The organism is Rhodoferax sp. ZS1R8 (genome assembly GCF_056521325.1).
The window spans coordinates 198,618-215,133 of record NZ_JBWMBA010000003.1 but is presented as its reverse complement, the minus strand read 5'-3'; the positions used below and the strand labels follow the sequence as shown (position 1 = coordinate 215,133).

General features: G+C 60.8%; 15 protein-coding genes. 12 read left to right on the top strand and 3 right to left on the bottom strand.

The window, feature by feature from the left end:
* Position 1 precedes the first annotated feature (1 nt).
* From AC097P_RS11900 to acpS, 11 genes are all read left to right on the top strand, one after another.
* Complete coding sequence (locus tag AC097P_RS11900) at positions 2-607, top strand: sigma-E factor negative regulatory protein (protein WP_479610630.1); 606 nt, start codon at positions 2-4, stop codon at positions 605-607.
* Positions 604-1,614: a MucB/RseB C-terminal domain-containing protein gene (locus AC097P_RS11895; RefSeq protein WP_479610629.1), complete on the top strand. Its 1,011-nt coding sequence runs from the start codon at positions 604-606 to the stop codon at positions 1,612-1,614. The genes AC097P_RS11900 and AC097P_RS11895 overlap by 4 nt, the downstream gene beginning before the upstream one ends.
* Before the next feature lie 72 nt (positions 1,615-1,686).
* The gene (locus tag AC097P_RS11890; protein WP_479610628.1) at positions 1,687-3,150 is read left to right on the top strand and encodes a Do family serine endopeptidase; all 1,464 of its coding nucleotides are present in this window, start codon (positions 1,687-1,689) and stop codon (positions 3,148-3,150) included.
* A gap of 485 nt (positions 3,151-3,635) precedes the next feature.
* A complete protein-coding gene (gene lepA, locus AC097P_RS11885; protein ID WP_479610627.1) occupies positions 3,636-5,447 on the top strand; it encodes a translation elongation factor 4 in 1,812 nt (603 codons plus the stop codon).
* Entirely contained in the window at positions 5,447-6,412 is a 966-nt protein-coding gene (gene lepB, locus AC097P_RS11880) for a signal peptidase I (protein ID WP_479610626.1), read from the top strand. The genes lepA and lepB overlap by 1 nt, the downstream gene beginning before the upstream one ends.
* 10 nt (positions 6,413-6,422) lie before the next feature.
* Positions 6,423-6,776 (top strand): DUF4845 domain-containing protein, encoded by a 354-nt coding sequence (locus AC097P_RS11875; protein WP_479610625.1) that lies wholly within the window; start codon positions 6,423-6,425, stop codon positions 6,774-6,776.
* Position 6,777: 1 nt separating this feature from the next.
* Positions 6,778-7,464 carry a ribonuclease III gene (gene rnc / locus AC097P_RS11870; RefSeq protein ID WP_479610624.1) on the top strand — a complete coding sequence of 229 codons (687 nt, stop codon included), beginning with the start codon at positions 6,778-6,780 and terminating at the stop codon, positions 7,462-7,464.
* Between the two features lie 92 nt (positions 7,465-7,556).
* Positions 7,557-8,519: a GTPase Era gene (era, locus tag AC097P_RS11865; RefSeq protein ID WP_479611064.1), complete on the top strand. Its 963-nt coding sequence runs from the start codon at positions 7,557-7,559 to the stop codon at positions 8,517-8,519.
* A 193-nt stretch (positions 8,520-8,712) separates the two neighbouring features.
* Positions 8,713-9,462, top strand: coding sequence for a DNA repair protein RecO (gene recO, locus AC097P_RS11860; RefSeq protein ID WP_479610623.1), 750 nt, complete (start codon positions 8,713-8,715; stop codon positions 9,460-9,462).
* A gap of 88 nt (positions 9,463-9,550) precedes the next feature.
* On the top strand, positions 9,551-10,309 hold the full coding sequence (locus tag AC097P_RS11855) for a pyridoxine 5'-phosphate synthase (RefSeq protein WP_479610622.1): 759 nt from the start codon (positions 9,551-9,553) through the stop codon (positions 10,307-10,309).
* 43 nt (positions 10,310-10,352) lie between these two features.
* A complete protein-coding gene (gene acpS, locus AC097P_RS11850; protein WP_479610621.1) occupies positions 10,353-10,754 on the top strand; it encodes a holo-ACP synthase in 402 nt (133 codons plus the stop codon).
* A 41-nt stretch (positions 10,755-10,795) separates the two neighbouring features.
* On the opposite strand, the gene AC097P_RS11845 is transcribed toward acpS, so the two are convergent.
* The 3 genes from AC097P_RS11845 to AC097P_RS11835 form a co-directional block, all read right to left on the bottom strand.
* A complete protein-coding gene (locus AC097P_RS11845) occupies positions 10,796-12,700 on the bottom strand; it encodes an ankyrin repeat domain-containing protein (RefSeq protein ID WP_479610620.1) in 1,905 nt (634 codons plus the stop codon).
* 11 nt (positions 12,701-12,711) lie between these two features.
* Entirely contained in the window at positions 12,712-13,989 is a 1,278-nt protein-coding gene (gene murA, locus AC097P_RS11840; protein ID WP_479610619.1) for a UDP-N-acetylglucosamine 1-carboxyvinyltransferase, read from the bottom strand.
* A 180-nt stretch (positions 13,990-14,169) separates the two neighbouring features.
* The gene (locus AC097P_RS11835; protein ID WP_479610618.1) at positions 14,170-15,234 is read right to left on the bottom strand and encodes an NAD(P)H-dependent flavin oxidoreductase; all 1,065 of its coding nucleotides are present in this window, start codon (positions 15,232-15,234) and stop codon (positions 14,170-14,172) included.
* A 175-nt stretch (positions 15,235-15,409) separates the two neighbouring features.
* On the opposite strand from AC097P_RS11835, the gene nagZ reads away from it, so the two are divergent.
* Positions 15,410-16,516: a beta-N-acetylhexosaminidase gene (gene nagZ, locus AC097P_RS11830; protein ID WP_479610617.1), complete on the top strand. Its 1,107-nt coding sequence runs from the start codon at positions 15,410-15,412 to the stop codon at positions 16,514-16,516.

Below are 16,516 nucleotides of genomic sequence, written 5' to 3'. Positions count from 1 at the left end.
CATGGAAAAGATGAATTTGATAGCCAAGGAGCGTGTCTGTGATCTGGTCGATGGCCATGGGCCGGATGGCGAGTCTGCGCGAGCTTTAGACGCGTTGTTGGCTGATGGCGAAGCGATGCAGACCTGGCATGCCTACCATGTGATTGGTGACGTGCTGCGCAGTTCCGAGCTGGCACCGTCCGGGGACGATCACGCCTTTTTGCAACGCTTGGAGCAGAGGCTGGCCCAGGAACCAGTTCGTCCGAGAGTTGCCGAAGTAGGCCAAGCTCCCGTATTCGCTAAGAACCTGTCGAGTGCGAATGCCTCTGTGTTCCGGTGGAAGATGCTGGCGGGTGTGGCCGGGTTTGCACTGATCGGTGTTGTCGGCATGAATCTCTGGACACAAACGGGCCTGCGCGGCGAAGCACAGATCGCGGCCCAAACTATTGCTAGTTCCCGTGCTGCAGATAGCACGCTGGTGGCCGCCGACAGCGCTGGCGGCGCCATGCTGCGCGATCCCCGCCTGGACGAATTGATGGCCGCGCACCGCCAGCTGGGGGGTCATTCTGCATTGCAGGTGCCTGCAGGCTTTTTGCGTAATGCTACCTATGAAGGGCCCATTCGATGAGGCGAGCCAGGGTTGGCTGGACCGGCCTGGTGCTGGTTCTGTGCGGACTGTGGTTTCAAGGCCAAGCGTTGGCGCAGTCGGCCAGCGCCGATGCCGCGCTGAATGCGTGGCTGATGCGGGTACACCAGGCCGCGCGGCAGAGTGTCTATACGGGCACCTTCGTCGTTTCTTCCAGCGCGGGCATGGCGAGCGCGCGCATCTGGCATGTGTGCGATGGCGCGCAGCAAATGGAGCGAGTGGAGTCCCTGAGTGGCACGCCCAGAGCCATCTTTCGGCACAACGACCAGGTAGTCACCTTTTTTCCCCAAACCCGCATTGCGGTGGCCGAGGTGCGCGAATCCTTGGGTCTGTTCCCCAATCTGCTCAAATCCAGTGACTCGTCCCTTGGCGAGTTGTATCAACTGAAAGCTTTGGGCAGTGAGCGCATTGCTGGCTTTGATACGGAAATCTTTCAGCTGGTACCCAAGGACCAGTTGCGCTATGGCTACAGGGTGTGGAATGAGAAAAAAACAGGCCTCATCATCCAGCTGCAGACGCTGGACTTGAACGGCAAGATACTGGAGCAGTCGGCGTTTTCGGAACTGCAGTTGGGCGCTGCGATTAACGTAGCCAAGCTTTCCCGCTCTGGCAACACGGATGGCTATCGGGTCGTGCGCCCTGATTTGCAGAAAACTACCGCTGACGCCCAGGGCTGGGCGCTACAAAAACTGGTGGAAGGGTTTAAGCCCATGGGTTGCTATCAGCGTCCTGCGGTGGTGCAGCCGCCTGGAGCGCAAGGCAATGCGCAGAACACCATGCAGTGGGTATTCTCTGATGGCGTGGCCACTGTCTCGCTCTTTGTCGAGGCCTTCGACGGCCGCCGCCACGCACGCGAGGGCGCTACCGATATGGGCGGCGCCACCCATACCGTGACGCGGCGCATCGACACCTGGTGGGCGACCGTAGTCGGTGAAGTACCGCTGAGCACCCTGAGCGCATTCGCGCAATCCCTCGAACGAAAAAAATAGCGTCGCCTGGGGAACGCGCCCTGCGTTGCGCACTCTATGACAGTACTGTTTTTTTGAATGGAAGAATATCCGATGAAGATTTCTATGCACAAGACGTTGCACACTTTTTTGGTCGCGTTGACCCTTTCCGCTGGTGCTTTCGTGGCAACTGCACCGTTACAGCCTGCCATGGCGCAGACGCGCGCTTTGCCGGACTTCACCGATTTGGTGGACCAAGTCGGGCCTTCGGTCGTCAACATTCGCACGATGGAAAAAGTTGCTGCCCGTTCCCAGCAAGGTGGTCCGGGTGAAGAAGACATGCTGGAATTCTTCCGGCGCTTTGGTATCCCGGCGCCTGGAAACCCCAGGGCTGCTCCTCGGCAAAACCGGCCCCAGCAGGAAGAGGAGCAACCCCGTGGTGTCGGTTCCGGCTTTATCCTGACAGCGGACGGTTACATCATGACCAATGCCCATGTGGTGGATGGTGCCGATGAAGTGCTGGTGACTCTGACCGACAAGCGCGAATTCAAAGCCAAGATCGTTGGCGCCGATAAGAAAAGCGACGTCGCGGTTGTGAAGATCGAAGCAACCGGATTGCCCGCTGTCAAAGTGGGTGACGTCAGCCGGCTGCGGGTCGGTGAATGGGTCTTGGCGATAGGGTCGCCGTTCGGCCTGGAGAATACCGTCACTGCCGGCATCGTGAGTGCCAAGCAGCGTGATACTGGCGATTTGCTGCCGTTGATCCAAACTGACGTGGCCATCAACCCTGGCAATTCTGGTGGGCCGTTGATCAATATGCGCGGTGAGGTGGTGGGCATCAATAGCCAGATTTACTCGCGCTCCGGCGGATACATGGGTATCTCCTTTTCCATTCCCATGGACGAAGCGGTGCGGGTCAGTGATCAGTTACGCAGTTCGGGCCGCGTCTCTCGGGGCCGTATTGGCGTTCAGATAGAGCAGGTCAGCAAAGACGTTGCCGAATCCTTGGGCTTGGGAAAGTCCGTTGGCGCCATGGTACGCGGCGTGGAGCCCGGTTCGCCTGCGGAGAAGGCTGGCATTGAGGCGGGCGACATCATCACCCGCTTTGAAGGCAAGGCCATCGAAAAGTCCACCGACCTGCCCCGTTTGGTGGGGGGAACCAAGCCCGGCACCAAAAGCACGATTACCGTGTTCCGTCGCGGCGCGTCCAAAGATTTAGGTATCACCATTGCCGAAGTGGAAGCGGACAAGCCTGCCGTCAAGGCATCTTCCCGCGAAGAGAAGCCCAAGGCTTCCGCTGCAGGACAGGCCGTCGGACTTGCAGTCAGTGAACTGACAGACGCGCAGAAGAAGGAACTCAAGATCAAAGGTGGGGTAAAAATTGAAAGTGCCGCAGATGCTGCTGCCCGCGCCGGTTTGCGCGAAGGCGACGTCATCCTGGCGCTCGCCAACACTGATGTTGCATCCGTCAAGGAATTTGAGGCAGCGCTTGCCAAGCATGACAAGACCAAGCCCTTGCCGGTGCTGATTCGCCGTGGCGAGCTGGCGCAGTTTGTCATCATCAAGCCCGCCCGCTAACAGCCGGAGCCGTAGAACAACCCCTAAGCCTGCTAGGTTTTGGGGTTGTTTTCACGTTGAACTGTAGATTTTTTCTGTTGGGCAAAAGTAAGGTCCAACATGTTTGCGGATACTAACTTTTTCGATTCCTCAGAATATTGGTTAGAATACAGGCTCCGCAAAGCGCTTTCTGGGTATATGGATTCTTAAAAATCCATCATATGGGATGACATCGAGTCCCCCACAGCTGATCCACAGATCACCCACAAGTTGTACAGAACTTCCTCCATCGAATTGTTGATAAGCTGTGAATAAAATAACTGTTGTTGAGTCGCAACGGCACCCGAGTGGTGTTTTTGGGGCTTTGCTTTCAGGGCTTTTTGCCTACAATGAAGCTCCAACCTTCGCAGTTGCCAATGATTGTTGGTTCAGGGCGCGTCAATATCCGACGCGCCCTTTTTTCTTGCCCGAATCAAATTAATTCAACCACTTAAGCGTTTTCGTTGATGAATCACATCAGAAATTTTTCGATCATTGCGCACATTGATCACGGCAAATCCACACTCGCGGATCGATTGATTCAGCGCTGCGGTGGGCTTGAAGCACGTGACATGGAAGCGCAGGTTCTTGACTCGATGGATATCGAAAAAGAGCGTGGGATAACCATCAAGGCGCAGACGGCCGCACTGCAATACAAAGCCAAAGATGGGCAGGTCTACAACCTCAACCTGATCGACACGCCAGGCCATGTGGACTTTTCGTATGAAGTGAGCCGTTCGCTGTCCGCATGCGAAGGCGCGCTGTTGGTGGTGGATGCCAGCCAGGGTGTTGAAGCGCAGACAGTCGCCAACTGCTACACCGCACTGGATCTCAATGTGGAAGTGCTTCCGGTGTTGAACAAGATTGATCTGCCCAACGCCGACCCGGACAACGCGCGCAGCGAAATTGAAGATGTGATCGGTATTGACGCGACCGACGCAATTGTCTGCTCCGCCAAAACCGGTCTGGGTATCGACGAGATTTTGGAAATGATCGTCGCCAAGGTGCCGGCGCCCAAGGGCAACCCCGACGGCCCGTTGCGCGCCATGATTATCGACAGCTGGTTCGACCCTTATGTTGGCGTCGTGATGCTGGTGCGTGTGGTCGATGGCCGACTGGCCAAGGGTGAACGTATCAAGATGATGGCGTCCGGCGCGATGTACAACGCCGACAGCCTCGGCGTCTTCACACCCGCCAACCAGCCGCGCCAGTCGTTGGAAGCGGGAGAGGTGGGCTACATCATTGCCGGTATCAAGGAGTTGCAGGCCGCTAAGGTCGGCGACACCGTGACACTGATCAAAGCCGGTAGTGGTGGCGCGGCACTGACCGCTACGGAGGCGCTTTCCGGTTTCAAGGAAATTCAGCCGCAGGTGTTTGCTGGCCTGTACCCGACCGAAGCCAGCGAATACGATTCGTTGCGCGACGCCTTGGAAAAGCTCAAGCTCAACGATGCATCGCTGCACTACGAACCCGAAGTGTCGCAAGCGCTGGGCTTTGGCTTTCGCTGCGGCTTCCTGGGCTTGCTGCACATGGAGATCGTCCAGGAGCGCCTGGAGCGCGAATTTGACCAAGACCTGATCACGACCGCACCCAGCGTGGTCTACCAGGTCATGAAGAACGATGGCGAGGTCATCATGGTGGAGAACCCGTCCAAGATGCCCGACGTGGGCAAAATGGCCGAGATCCGTGAACCCATCGTCACCATGCACCTCTACATGCCACAGGAATATGTGGGCGTGGTCATGACGCTGGCCAACCAGAAGCGTGGCGTGCAGATGAACATGGCCTACAAGGGCCGCCAGGTCGTGCTGACCTATGAACTGCCGCTGGCCGAGATCGTGCTGGACTTCTTTGACAAGCTTAAGAGTGTCAGCCGGGGTTACGCCTCGATGGACTATGAGTTCAAGGAATACCGCGCAGCCGATGTCGTCAAGGTCGATATCCTGCTGAACGGTGAAAAGGTCGACGCGCTGTCCATCATGTTGCACCGTGCGCAAAGCCAGTACCGCGGCCGGGCCGTGGTGGCCAAAATGCGCGAAATCATTTCGCGTCAGATGTATGACGTCGCGATCCAGGCCGCCATCGGGGCTAACATCATCGCCCGTGAGACAATCAAAGCCCTTCGCAAAAACGTGCTCGCCAAGTGCTATGGCGGCGATATTTCACGTAAAAAGAAGCTCCTTGAGAAACAAAAAGCAGGCAAGAAACGTATGAAGCAAGTTGGATCTGTGGAAGTGCCACAAGAGGCATTCCTGGCTATTTTGCAGGTGGAAGACTGATGCAGGCGCTGACTTCGGCCGTTCTGGCGGCATTTGTGGCGTATGCCGCATCTTGGTATTTTGGCTATGTAGAAGGCAACTTCGCCTTGCTGCTGTTCGTCGCCACTGTAGTCACTGGGGCTTACTGGCTGGCTGAACGCTTCTACTTCTTGCCACAGCGACTGAACGCCGCCGCCGTGTTGGAAGCGTCCGACGCCAAGCGACGCGAAGATCTGGGCAAAATGGGCATCAAGCAGATTGATGGTGACATTGCCGAAGCCAAAAACCGGATACTGATGCAGCCCTGGTGGCTGGATTGGACCGCCGGCTTGTTCCCGGTCATTATTGCCGTGTTCTTCCTGCGCTCGTTTCTAGTCGAACCGTTCAAGATTCCTTCGGGGTCGATGATTCCAACTCTGCTGGTTGGCGATTTGATCCTGGTTAACAAATTCACTTATGGCCTGCGCCTGCCGGTGCTGAACACCAAGATCACCGACGGCACGCCGCCCAAACGCGGTGACGTCATGGTGTTCAGGTATCCGCCCAAGCCCAGCTTGGACTACATCAAGCGCGTGGTCGGCCTGCCGGGCGACACCGTGGAATACATCAACAAGCGCCTGACCATCAACGGCCAAGTGGTTCCCACTGCCGGCACTACAGAATTTTTTGACGAGGATGCGATGCGCTACTTCAAGCAGTTTGAAGAGTCGCTGGGTGACAAAAAACACCGACTGCTCAACGACGACGAGCGCCCTGCCTTTGTCGCAGGCGTCGAAAATTTTTCGGGTCGAGACGCCTGCCTGTACTCGGTCGAAGGTGTGCGCTGCAAGGTGCCGGAAGGCCACTATTTCATGATGGGTGACAACCGTGATAATTCGCAGGATTCCCGCTATTGGGGCTTTGTGCCGGAAAAAAATATCGTCGGCAAAGCCTTCTTTATTTGGATGAATTTCAGCAATCCCAAACGGTTTGGTTCGTTTGATTGAAAGGAACAATATGACAGTGCAAAGCAGATCCAAGCAGCGTGGTATTACCTTTTTCGGGTTGGTTTTTGTTGGGGTGGTGTTAGCCGTTACTGGTGTAGTGGCGGCCCAAGTGTTCCCAACCTTCGTAGAGTATCAAGCCATCAACAAAGCTGCTAAGAGAGCGGCTGAAGGCAGTTCAGTGGCAGAAATACGAGCTGCTTTCGATCGCATGCAAGCTATTGACGACTTCAAAGCCATCAGCGGCAAAGATCTAGAAATCACCAAAGAGGGGGATAAGGTCGTGGTCAGCTTCAAGTACGAACGTGAAATCCACCTGACAGGTCCCGCCTGGCTGACGCTCAAATACGCCGGCCGCTCCAAATAGCGTGGCATCTGGTTTACTGGAGTTGCAGCGCCGTCTGCAACACGAATTTTCCAATGCTGCCCTGCTGACCCAGGCACTGACACACCGCAGCTTCTCCGCAGACCATTACGAGCGCCTGGAATTCCTGGGCGACTCGGTGTTAAATCTGGCCGTCTCCGATCTTTTGTACACCCGCCTGGGTAATCTGCCTGAAGGCGATCTGTCGCGCGTGCGTGCCAACCTCGTCAAGCAGGATACGCTGCACCAGTTAGCCGTCGGCCTGGGTCTGCCGGATGTCATGCGGTTAGGGGAGGGCGAGGTCCGTTCCGGCGGTCAGAAACGGCCTTCGATCCTGGCCGACACGCTGGAAGCCATCATTGGCGCGGTCTACCTCGACGCCGGCTTCGCGGCCGCGCAGGCGCTGGTGCACAGGCTGTTCAAAGAGGTTGAGATCAACCCTGGCATGGACGCCATTGGCAAAGACCCCAAAACCGAGTTGCAAGAGTGGCTGCAGGGCCGCAAAATGAAGCTGCCGCTGTACAAGGTGGTGGCCACCATCGGTGCGGCGCACAAACAGAGCTTCGATGTGGAGTGTGAAATCCCAGAGCTGCGCCTGTCCGAACGGGGCATAGGTGGCTCCCGCCGATCGGGCGAACAGGCCGCAGCTGCCGCGATGCTGCTCACCATCAAGGCAAAGGTCAAACCATGACACCCAAGAAAATTACTACAAAAAATATGGCAACGGACGCACAGTCCACGGGGGCTAGCGACGTAAATGACGTGCAGCCGGACCTGGACAGTATGCTCGAAGGTCTACTCAAAAGCACACCCAAGCTGGCCCAGCCCGGCTCGGCGGCCGATGGCGACCAACGCTGCGGTCTGGTCGCCATCGTCGGCAAACCCAACGTCGGCAAATCCACGCTGCTCAACGCGCTGGTGGGCCAAAAAATCAGCATCACGTCGCGCAAAGCCCAGACCACCCGCCACCGCATCACCGGCATGCACACACGCGGTGCTACGCAGTTCGTGTTTGTCGACACCCCGGGTTTCCAGACGCTACACGCCAACGCGCTGAACAAGTCGCTGAACAAGACCGTGCAGGGTGCCGTAGCCGATGTGGACCTGATCCTGTTTGTGGTCGAGGCCGGTAGTTTTACACCCGCCGATGCCCGCGTGCTGGCCCTGCTGGGCAAGGATATCCCCACCTTGCTGATCGCCAACAAGCTCGACAACATCCACCGCCGTGGCGACATCGCCCCCTGGCTGCAAACCATGCAGGACAAGCACAAGTTTGCCGAGTTTGTGCCCATGTCCGCGAAGAATGCCAAGGACGTGGATCGTCTGCTCGGTATCTGCGAAAAGTATCTGCCTGAGCAGGCCTGGTGGTATGCCGAAGATGAGCTGACCGACCGCAGCGAGAAGTTTCTGGCCAGCGAACTGGTGCGCGAAAAACTGTTCCGCCTGACCGGCGACGAGTTGCCCTACACGTCCACGGTGGTCATCGACAAGTTTGAAGAAGAGCCACCCCAGCGCAAAGGGCAGAAGCGCCTGCTGCGCATTGCCGCCACTATCGTCGTCGAGCGCGACACGCACAAGGCCATGGTGATTGGTGACAAGGGTGAACGCATCAAGCGCATCGGCATGGAGACCCGGGTCGAGCTGGAGAAGTTGGCGGACGCCAAGGTCTTCATCGAGTTGTGGGTCAAGGTGCGCTCTGGCTGGGCAGATGACGAAGCGCGGGTGCGCAGCTTTGGCTACGAGTGACATGCTGGCCCCCACGCTCCGCCGCTGCGCGGGTCGCTGCCCCCCGAGGGGGCTAAATCCGCTTGGGGCGGCCCGGCGCGGATTTGCTGCCCCCACGCTCCGCCGCTGCGCGGGTCGCTGCCCCCCGAGAGGGCTAAATCCGCTTGTGGCGGCCCGGCGCGGATTTGCTGCCCCCACGCTCCACCGCTGAGCCGTGGCGACCAAACGCATCTCTGATGAGCCCGCGTATGTGCTGCACCGCTACGACTGGAGTGAGTCCAGCCTGATTCTGGAAGTCTTCACGCGGCACTATGGTCGTATTGCGCTGGTGGCCAAAGGCGCGAAGCGGCCCAGCTCCAGTTTCCGTCCTGTTCTACTGCCCCTGCAGATGCTGCATGTGGCCTTTGGTGGAGACGCCGAAATCCGCACACTCAAGAGCGCCGAATGGCAGGGCGGCCATGTGATGCCCACCGGTGACGCGCTGTTGTCTGGCTACTACCTCAATGAATTACTGCTGACACTGCTGGCGCGCGATGACCCGCATCCTGGGCTCTTTGACGTGTATGCCAATGTCGTGTGCGTCTTGGCCAGCGAACATGGCGAAGCGTTGCAGGCTGCGCTACGCACCTACGAATTGCTGCTTCTGCGCGAAATCGGCCTGTTACCGCAGTTGAATGCCCAGACCATGACGCTGGCGGCGCTGGAACCTGACACCGCATACTGCCTGGTGCCTGAAGGCGGCCTGCGCCAAGCCCATGCCGACGACCGCGCCAGCCTCAGCGGCGCGCAGTGGACTGGTCTCCAGACGGCGCTGGCAGACAACGCACCCTTCACCACTACGCTGCGTGCCTGCTCCGAAGTCTCGACCGAACTCAAGCCCCAGCTGCGGGCCTTGCTGCACTACCATTGCGGTGTCAAAACCCTGCGCACCCGCCAGATGATGGTGGACATCCAATCGCTCTAAACATGGCCCCCACGCTTGTCACTTCGTGTACTACGCTGCCCCCCAAGGGGGCGCGTTTTGCCTTGGGGCGGCCCGGCGGCCAAACAATATGACCCCCACACCCCGCACCAAACTCTCCGTCAACGTCAACAAGGTCGCCCACCTGCGCAATACCCGCCACCTGGGCATTCCCAGCGTGACGAAGGCGGCCACGTTGTGCCTGCAAGCCGGCGCGGCGGGCATCACCGTACACCCCCGGCCGGACGCGCGCCATATCCGCCCCGACGACGTGGTGGAACTGGCCACGCTGATGCAGGACTGGCCGGACCGCGAATACAACGTTGAAGGCAATCCCTTCCACAACCTGATGGACTGCGTGGCCGACCTCGTGGCGCGCAAGCTGCCGGTGCACCAGGTCACCTTTGTGCCCGATTCCGAAGGCCAGTTCACCAGTGACCATGGTTGGAGCTTCCCGCAGGACGCCATGCGCCTCAAACCGCTGATTGACCAGGCCCATGCGCTGGGCCTACGCGTCAGCTTGTTCATGGATGCCGATGTGGCCGCGATGCCTGCCGTGAAAGCCGTGGGCGCCGACCGCATCGAGCTCTACACCGAGCCCTATGCGGCAGCCTGGGGCACGCCTGATCAAGATGTGCAATTGCGACGCTTCGCCCAGGCAGCCCAAGCGGCACTGGACGCCGGCCTGGGTGTGAATGCCGGCCACGACCTGAATCGCGACAACCTTGCCGCCTTTGCGCTTGCCGTACCCGGCCTGGCCGAGGTTTCCATAGGTCACGCGCTGATTGCCGATGCGCTGGAACTGGGTTACACCGCCACCGTCAAGGCCTATCTAGATTGCTTGGTATGAGCATCGCTGGGTCGTCCCTCCGAGGCGCGGAGCCTATTTCCACATGATCTACGGCATAGGCACCGATATTTGCGACGTGCGCCGCATCAAGGCCAGCCTGGAAAAACACGGCGACCGCTTCGCATTGAAGATCCTCAGCGAAGGCGAATTCGCCACTTGGAAGGCCCGCACCGCCCGCTGGCCGGAGCGCGGTATACGCTACCTGGCCACCCGTTTCTCCGCGAAGGAGGCCTTCAGCAAGGCTGTGGGGCTGGGCATGCGCATGCCGATGACCTGGCGGCTGTGCGAAGTGGCCAAGCTGCCCAGCGGCGCGCCGACCATTGTCCTGCACGGTGTGTTGAAAGAGTGGTTCGAGGCCCAAAACCTTAATGCCCACATCAGCGTGACCGACGAGACCGACTACGCGGCCAGTTTCTGCGTGGTCGAGGTCCAGCCAAAAGCTTAGGCCGGCAGGGCGGCCGCCCGCGTCCCATCCGCCAACCGCGTTTACTGCGCACAGACCGCAGCCTGGATCTCGGCGTTGCGCTTGAAAAACTTCGCCCAATCGCAGGCAGTCTGCTCCTGGTTATCTTTCAGCAACCGGTCCGCCCCCAGCCGCACAAAGGCCTGCACCGTCGCGACACTGCCGAACTGCACAGCTGTCTGCAGTGCCGCCTGCTGCCGGTAGGCTGGCGTGCGCTCGTTAATGTCGGCGCCCGCGCAGACGAGTTCTCCAATCGATCCCGTGGCACTCTCATACGCTGCTACGTGCAGCGGGGTCCAGCCGGTCGGATCGTTGGTCGATGGCTCAGCACCGGCTTGCAGAAGGCGGCGGACAGCGTCCACTGCGTCCGTGCGCAATGCTTGCGTGAGTGCGGTCACGATCTGCCCCTGCTCGTTGGTTTTTCGCGCGTTGACATGCGCGCCAGCCGCCAACAGCCGCTCGACCATCGCCACGTCGTTACTCGCCGCCGCGTAGCCCAAGGCCGTGCGGCCCGCATCTTCGACGCTGTGCGCGTCGGCACTGGCACCGGCCGCCAGCAGCAGCGACGCGGTGTCGAAATTTTCGGTCTTGAGCGCTTCCAGCAGCAGGCCATCTTTGTCTTGCAGTGCTGCGCCGCGCAGGCGTTCGCCGCAACCCGCTCGTACCAGTTCCAGCTCGCCCTTTACGCGGTCACAAGGATCACTGGCTCCGCGCGCCTTGGCCAGGGCACGGTGCAAGTTGAGGTAGGGGCCGTGCTCGGGGTAGACGGTCGATCCGCCCGCCGAGCTGATTTGCAGCTTGAGCCGAACACCGTCGGTGTCGAAGGCCGCTGGTAGCGGCATACGGATTTCAACACCTTTCTGCTCCTGCGGCAGACTCCAGCGCGTGACCTCCCGCAGATTGGCGTTCACGGCAATCGGGTCGCTTTGTGCGAGTGTGGAAAAGTTCTTCTCACCGTCCTGCGAGAGCAATAAACTCATCGATTCGACCTCGCAGACGCGGCTGCCCGCCTCGCAGGCGCCCACGGGTTGCACGTCCAGCGACTCGACGCGCACGATGAGCACGCCCTTGTCCACGCGCGCCTTGCCGACCAGCCGGCCGCGCAAGGCCCAGTCGTTGACGAGGTAGTTGGTGACCCGGATATCAAAGGCTTCGGTGTCGACGCCGGTGGCCTGGGCGCCCGCACCGACCACGGCCTTGGCGCGCGTCCACAGATGCAGGTCCAGAAAAGTCGACAATTGCGCCACCACCACCAACGCAACAAAACCATAGGCCCACGGGGCCCACCGCTTGCGCACCGCGGCCACTTGTTCTGGCGTATACGCTGGCGTCTTGTTACCAAGGCTGCTGGTACTGCGCGGCGCAAACTGCAGTTCACCCGCATGGGCTGTGCGTGTCTTCAGGTCGAAGGTCCACTCCAACCCATCCGCCCGCAAGATCAGCGTCGCGGAGTAGGTCATGTCGCGGTCCGACGCTGCAGTGCCTGGTATATCGCTGGGGAATGTCACTTCCGTCCGGATGCGCTGGGCTCCAACTGGCTTGGCTGCGTAGTCCTGGTTCCAGACCAAGCCAAACCCGCTTTGGTTGCGCGCCGACGACTCGATCTTTGCTTCCACCTGCCATTGGTCTGCGGCAATGGCCCGGTCGACCTGAAACTCCACCGCCACCGGAACGCCGTGCGGTACCGGGTCGTGGGACAGCTTCAGGCTGACGCTGCCGCCTTTGAGCCGCTGGCGCCACAAGTACAGCGATCCCCAGGTCGCCCCCACCCCTGCCAGCACAAAGACGGCCTTAAACCAAAACGGAATATCGCCCGCTGGGAGCATCAGCTTGAGCACAATGGTGTCCCACACAATTGCGAACACGGTGAGAAACTCGGCGCCTTTTCCGGCGCGGGTGCGGGTCTGTGACTGGGGACTCTTGGGCATGTTGTTTGCGTTCAGGCTTTGCGCGTGATGCGCGCACCCAGCGCGGTGAGCTTTTCCTCGATGCGCTCGTAGCCGCGCTCCACCATATTTGCGTTCTGCACGGTGGATTTGCCGGTCGCGCACAGGGCTGCGCCGATCAGGGCCATGCCGGCGCGGATGTCGGGCGACACCATCGTTGTGCCGCGCAGTTTGGAGCGCCCGCTGATGACGACCCGGTGCGGATCACACACGATGGCGTTAGCCCCCATGCCGATCAGGCGGTCGACAAAATACAGCCGCGACTCGAACATCTTCTCGAAGAACAGCACATTGCCCTCCACCTGCGTGGCCAGCGTGATCATGCAGCTCATCTGGTCGCTGGCAAATTGCGGCCAGGGGCCGTCGCCAATCACCGGCATGGTGCCGTCGTTGTCGCGCAGGATGCGCAGCGACTGGTTGGCCGGCAGGTAGACGTGGTCCTTGTACAGCTCGATCTTGACGCCCAGCGTCTCGAAGACGCGGTGGCACATCCAGTAGGAATGCAGGTCGGTGCCTTCTACCTTGATCTCGCCGCCGGTTGCAGCGGCCAGGGCCAAATAGGAGGCCGCCTCGATATGGTCATGGCAGACCTGGTGCGTGGTGCCGTGCAGCGAGGGCACGCCCTCCACGGTCAACTGGTTGGTGCCAATGCCGCTGATCTTGGCGCCCATGGCGTTCAGCATCAGGGCCAGGTCTTGGACGTGCGGCTCGCAGGCGGCATTGCGGATCAGCGTGTGGCCTTCGCTGACCGCCGCGGCCATCATGATGTGTTCGGTGCCGGTGACCGAGGGCTCGTCAAAAAACAGCTCTGCACCGCGCAGCCGATTCGGCACCGCAAAGTCGTAGCTGCCGTTCGCAGCCAATACGGCACCCAGTTTTTGCAGGCCATAGAAGTGTGTGTCCAGACGCCTGCGGCCGATCACGTCGCCACCCGGCGGGTAGAGTTTGGCCTTGCCGGTGCGGTGCAGCAGCGGCGCCACGCACAGGATGGAGGTGCGCACCTTGTTGCACAGCTCGCGGCTGATTTCGCTGGTGGTGACTTGGGCCACGTGGATGCTGACGCGCTGGCCGCTGCGCTCTACTGTCCCGCCGATCGCGGTAATGACGTCCAGCATGTGGCGCACGTCGATGATGTCGGGCACGTTGTCCAGCACCATCTCCTGGTCGGTCAGTATGCAAGCCGCGATGATCGGCAAAATGGCGTTCTTGTTGCCCGAGGCACGCACGGTGCCACGCAGCGGAACGCCGCCTTCAATTTCAAAAGTAGACATGGTGGGTGGTGGTAGAGGGCTGAAGTGGCCGCCGTTCGCGCAGTCGGGGACTGGTCGGCAGGCCAATCCCCAATTTTGCCACGTGCGCATGCGCAGCCGATGCTGGCAAGTGCTATATGCGAAATCGGGTGGTAGCCCTCGTGTAGCGGGCGTAAGCAGCTACGCTTTTTATAGCGTCTATCAGTCCGAGTTGTTTGACCCTGCGACCAACCCCGCCAGCTCCCGCGTCAATTGCGCCGCCGGTATCGCCTTGCAGCCGGTCACGTTCTGCCCCGACCACAGCGGAGAGAAGTCTCCCGAACCTTGAGCCTCCGCCTTGGCGCGCAGTGGTGCCATGGCCGTGGTGGCCAGCGGAAAGCGTGGGGCCTCGGGGTTCAATGCACCCAGTTCGCGCATGGCGCGGTTGACGATGCCACGCGCCGGGCGGCCGGTGAACAGGTTGGTCAGCGCGGTGTGGCGTGCCGCCACGCTTTGCAGCGCCGCACGGTGTATGGCGCTGGTGGTGGCTTCGGGGCACAGCATGTAGGCTGTGCCCACTTGCGCGGCCACGGCGCCCAGTGCCAGCACGGCGGCCACGCCCTGTGCGTCGGCAATGCCACCGCTTGCAATCACCGGCACCTGTAGCGCGCGCACCAGCTGCGGCAGCAGCGCGTAGGTACCCATCTGTTCGCTCAGGTCGTCACTGAGAAAATGCCCGCGGTGCCCGCCGGCCTCCAGTCCCTGCGCAATAACCGCGTCCACACCGTGCTGCTGCAGCCACAGGCCCTCTTCGACCGTGGTGGCCGACGCGATGACCTTGGCACCCCATCCGCGCACCCGTGCCAGCAGGTCCGCATTGGGCAGGCCGAAGTGGAAGCTGACAACCGGTGGCGCAAACGGCTCCACGGCATCGGCTACCTCGGTGTTGAAGGGCATGCGCCCCAGCCCGGGGGCAATGGCGCTGGCGTCTATGCCGTATTCGCGGTAGCAGGCGCCCAGCGTGGTGCGCCAAGCAGCTTCGCGCCGGGCATCGGGCTCGGGTGGTGTGTGGCAGAAGAAATTGACGTTGAAGGGCTTGCCACCCGCCTGGTCGCGGATCAAGCCCAGCTCTTGGCGCAGCGCGTCCAGGCTCAGCATCGCGGCGGGCAGCGAGCCCAGGCCGCCGGCGTTGGATACCGCCACAGCCAGCGCTCCGGCTTGCACGCCAGCCAGCGGGGCCTGGATGATGGGGAGTTCGATGCCAAGAAGTTGTTGGTGGGCTGTCATAGTTGTGAAAAATGGGTAGTTTGATGTGCGACGCAGCAGTGTGGCCCAAGTTGCATGACCTTGTGCGCGTGCCCCTTTTGGGTGCGAAGTTATAGGCCATTTGGGCCCCTAGCCCCCGTACAATGCGCGTAAGCAGCTAGCATTTTCATAGCACCTTTCGGAGCGCGACACCCCCATGGCCTTCCACGCACCCCTCGTCATCGACATTGCCGGCACCACATTGACCAAACTGGATCGCCAGCGCCTCAAGCACCCGTTGGTTGGGGGGATGATTTTATTTGCCCGCAACTGGCAAGACCGGGCCCAGCTGACCGCGCTGTGCCACGACATCAAAAAGATCCGCGCCGACCTGTTGATCTGCGTCGACCATGAAGGTGGCCGCGTGCAGCGCTTCAAGACCGACGGCTTTACCCACCTGCCGCCGATGCGCGCCTTGGGCGAGATGTGGATGCAAGAGCCTAAGGCCACCCTCCACGGTAAGGGCCACGTCGGCCCCATGGATGCCACCAACGCGGCCACCGCCTGCGGCTACGTGCTGGGCGCGGAGCTGCGCGCCTGCGGTGTGGACCTGAGCTTCACGCCGGTGCTCGATCTCGACTACGGTGGTAGCAGCGTCATCGGCGACCGCGCTTTCCACCGCGACCCGCGCGTTGTCAGCCTGCTGGCCAAGAGCCTGATGCAGGGCCTGCTGCAAAGCGGTATGGCCAATTGCGGCAAACACTTTCCCGGCCACGGTTTTGTGGCTGCCGATTCGCACACCGCCGTGCCGGTGGACACGCGCAGCCTCAAGGCCATCCTGACCGAAGACGCCGCGCCCTACCGCTGGCTCAACACCGTGACACGCAGCGTGATGCCGGCCCACGTGATCTACCCCAAGGTGGATGCGCGCCCGGCTGGCTTTTCCACCCGGTGGCTGAACGACATCCTGCGCGGCCAGCTGGGCTTTGGCGGCGCCATCTTCAGCGACGACTTGTCGATGGCCGGCGCGCGTGTCATCGACGGCCAGGCCGTTGGCTATACCGAGGCGGCACTGGCCGCTTTGACCGCCGGTTGCGACATGGTCTTGCTGTGTAACCAGTCGCTTGCCAGCAGCGAAAGCGGTGGCCGCGCGATTGATGAGGTGATAGCCGGCCTGGCCGAGGCCCAGGTCAAAGGCCGCTGGCAGGCCAGCGACGCCAGCGAGCTGCGCCGCCGCGCGCTGTTGCCGGCAACACCCGCCGTGGAATGGGATGCGCTGATGGTGCAGCCAGCGTACATGCACGCGCTGGACTGGATCGCCTGA

Excerpts from the sequence above, each read along its gene's own strand:
- AC097P_RS11835 (WP_479610618.1), bottom strand. The coding sequence starts at position 15,234 with ATGACAGCCCACCAACAACTTCTTGGCATCGAACTCCCCATCATCCAG.
- lepA (WP_479610627.1), top strand. The coding sequence starts at position 3,636 with ATGAATCACATCAGAAATTTTTCGATCATTGCGCACATTGATCACGGC.
- AC097P_RS11890 (WP_479610628.1), top strand. The coding sequence starts at position 1,687 with ATGAAGATTTCTATGCACAAGACGTTGCACACTTTTTTGGTCGCGTTG.
- murA (WP_479610619.1), bottom strand. The coding sequence starts at position 13,989 with ATGTCTACTTTTGAAATTGAAGGCGGCGTTCCGCTGCGTGGCACCGTG.
- AC097P_RS11900 (WP_479610630.1), top strand. The coding sequence starts at position 2 with ATGGAAAAGATGAATTTGATAGCCAAGGAGCGTGTCTGTGATCTGGTC.
- acpS (WP_479610621.1), top strand. The coding sequence starts at position 10,353 with ATGATCTACGGCATAGGCACCGATATTTGCGACGTGCGCCGCATCAAG.
- nagZ (WP_479610617.1), top strand. The coding sequence starts at position 15,410 with ATGGCCTTCCACGCACCCCTCGTCATCGACATTGCCGGCACCACATTG.
- era (WP_479611064.1), top strand. The coding sequence starts at position 7,557 with ATGCTCGAAGGTCTACTCAAAAGCACACCCAAGCTGGCCCAGCCCGGC.
- AC097P_RS11875 (WP_479610625.1), top strand. The coding sequence starts at position 6,423 with ATGACAGTGCAAAGCAGATCCAAGCAGCGTGGTATTACCTTTTTCGGG.
- AC097P_RS11845 (WP_479610620.1), bottom strand. The coding sequence starts at position 12,700 with ATGCCCAAGAGTCCCCAGTCACAGACCCGCACCCGCGCCGGAAAAGGC.
- AC097P_RS11855 (WP_479610622.1), top strand. The coding sequence starts at position 9,551 with ATGACCCCCACACCCCGCACCAAACTCTCCGTCAACGTCAACAAGGTC.
- lepB (WP_479610626.1), top strand. The coding sequence starts at position 5,447 with ATGCAGGCGCTGACTTCGGCCGTTCTGGCGGCATTTGTGGCGTATGCC.
- AC097P_RS11895 (WP_479610629.1), top strand. The coding sequence starts at position 604 with ATGAGGCGAGCCAGGGTTGGCTGGACCGGCCTGGTGCTGGTTCTGTGC.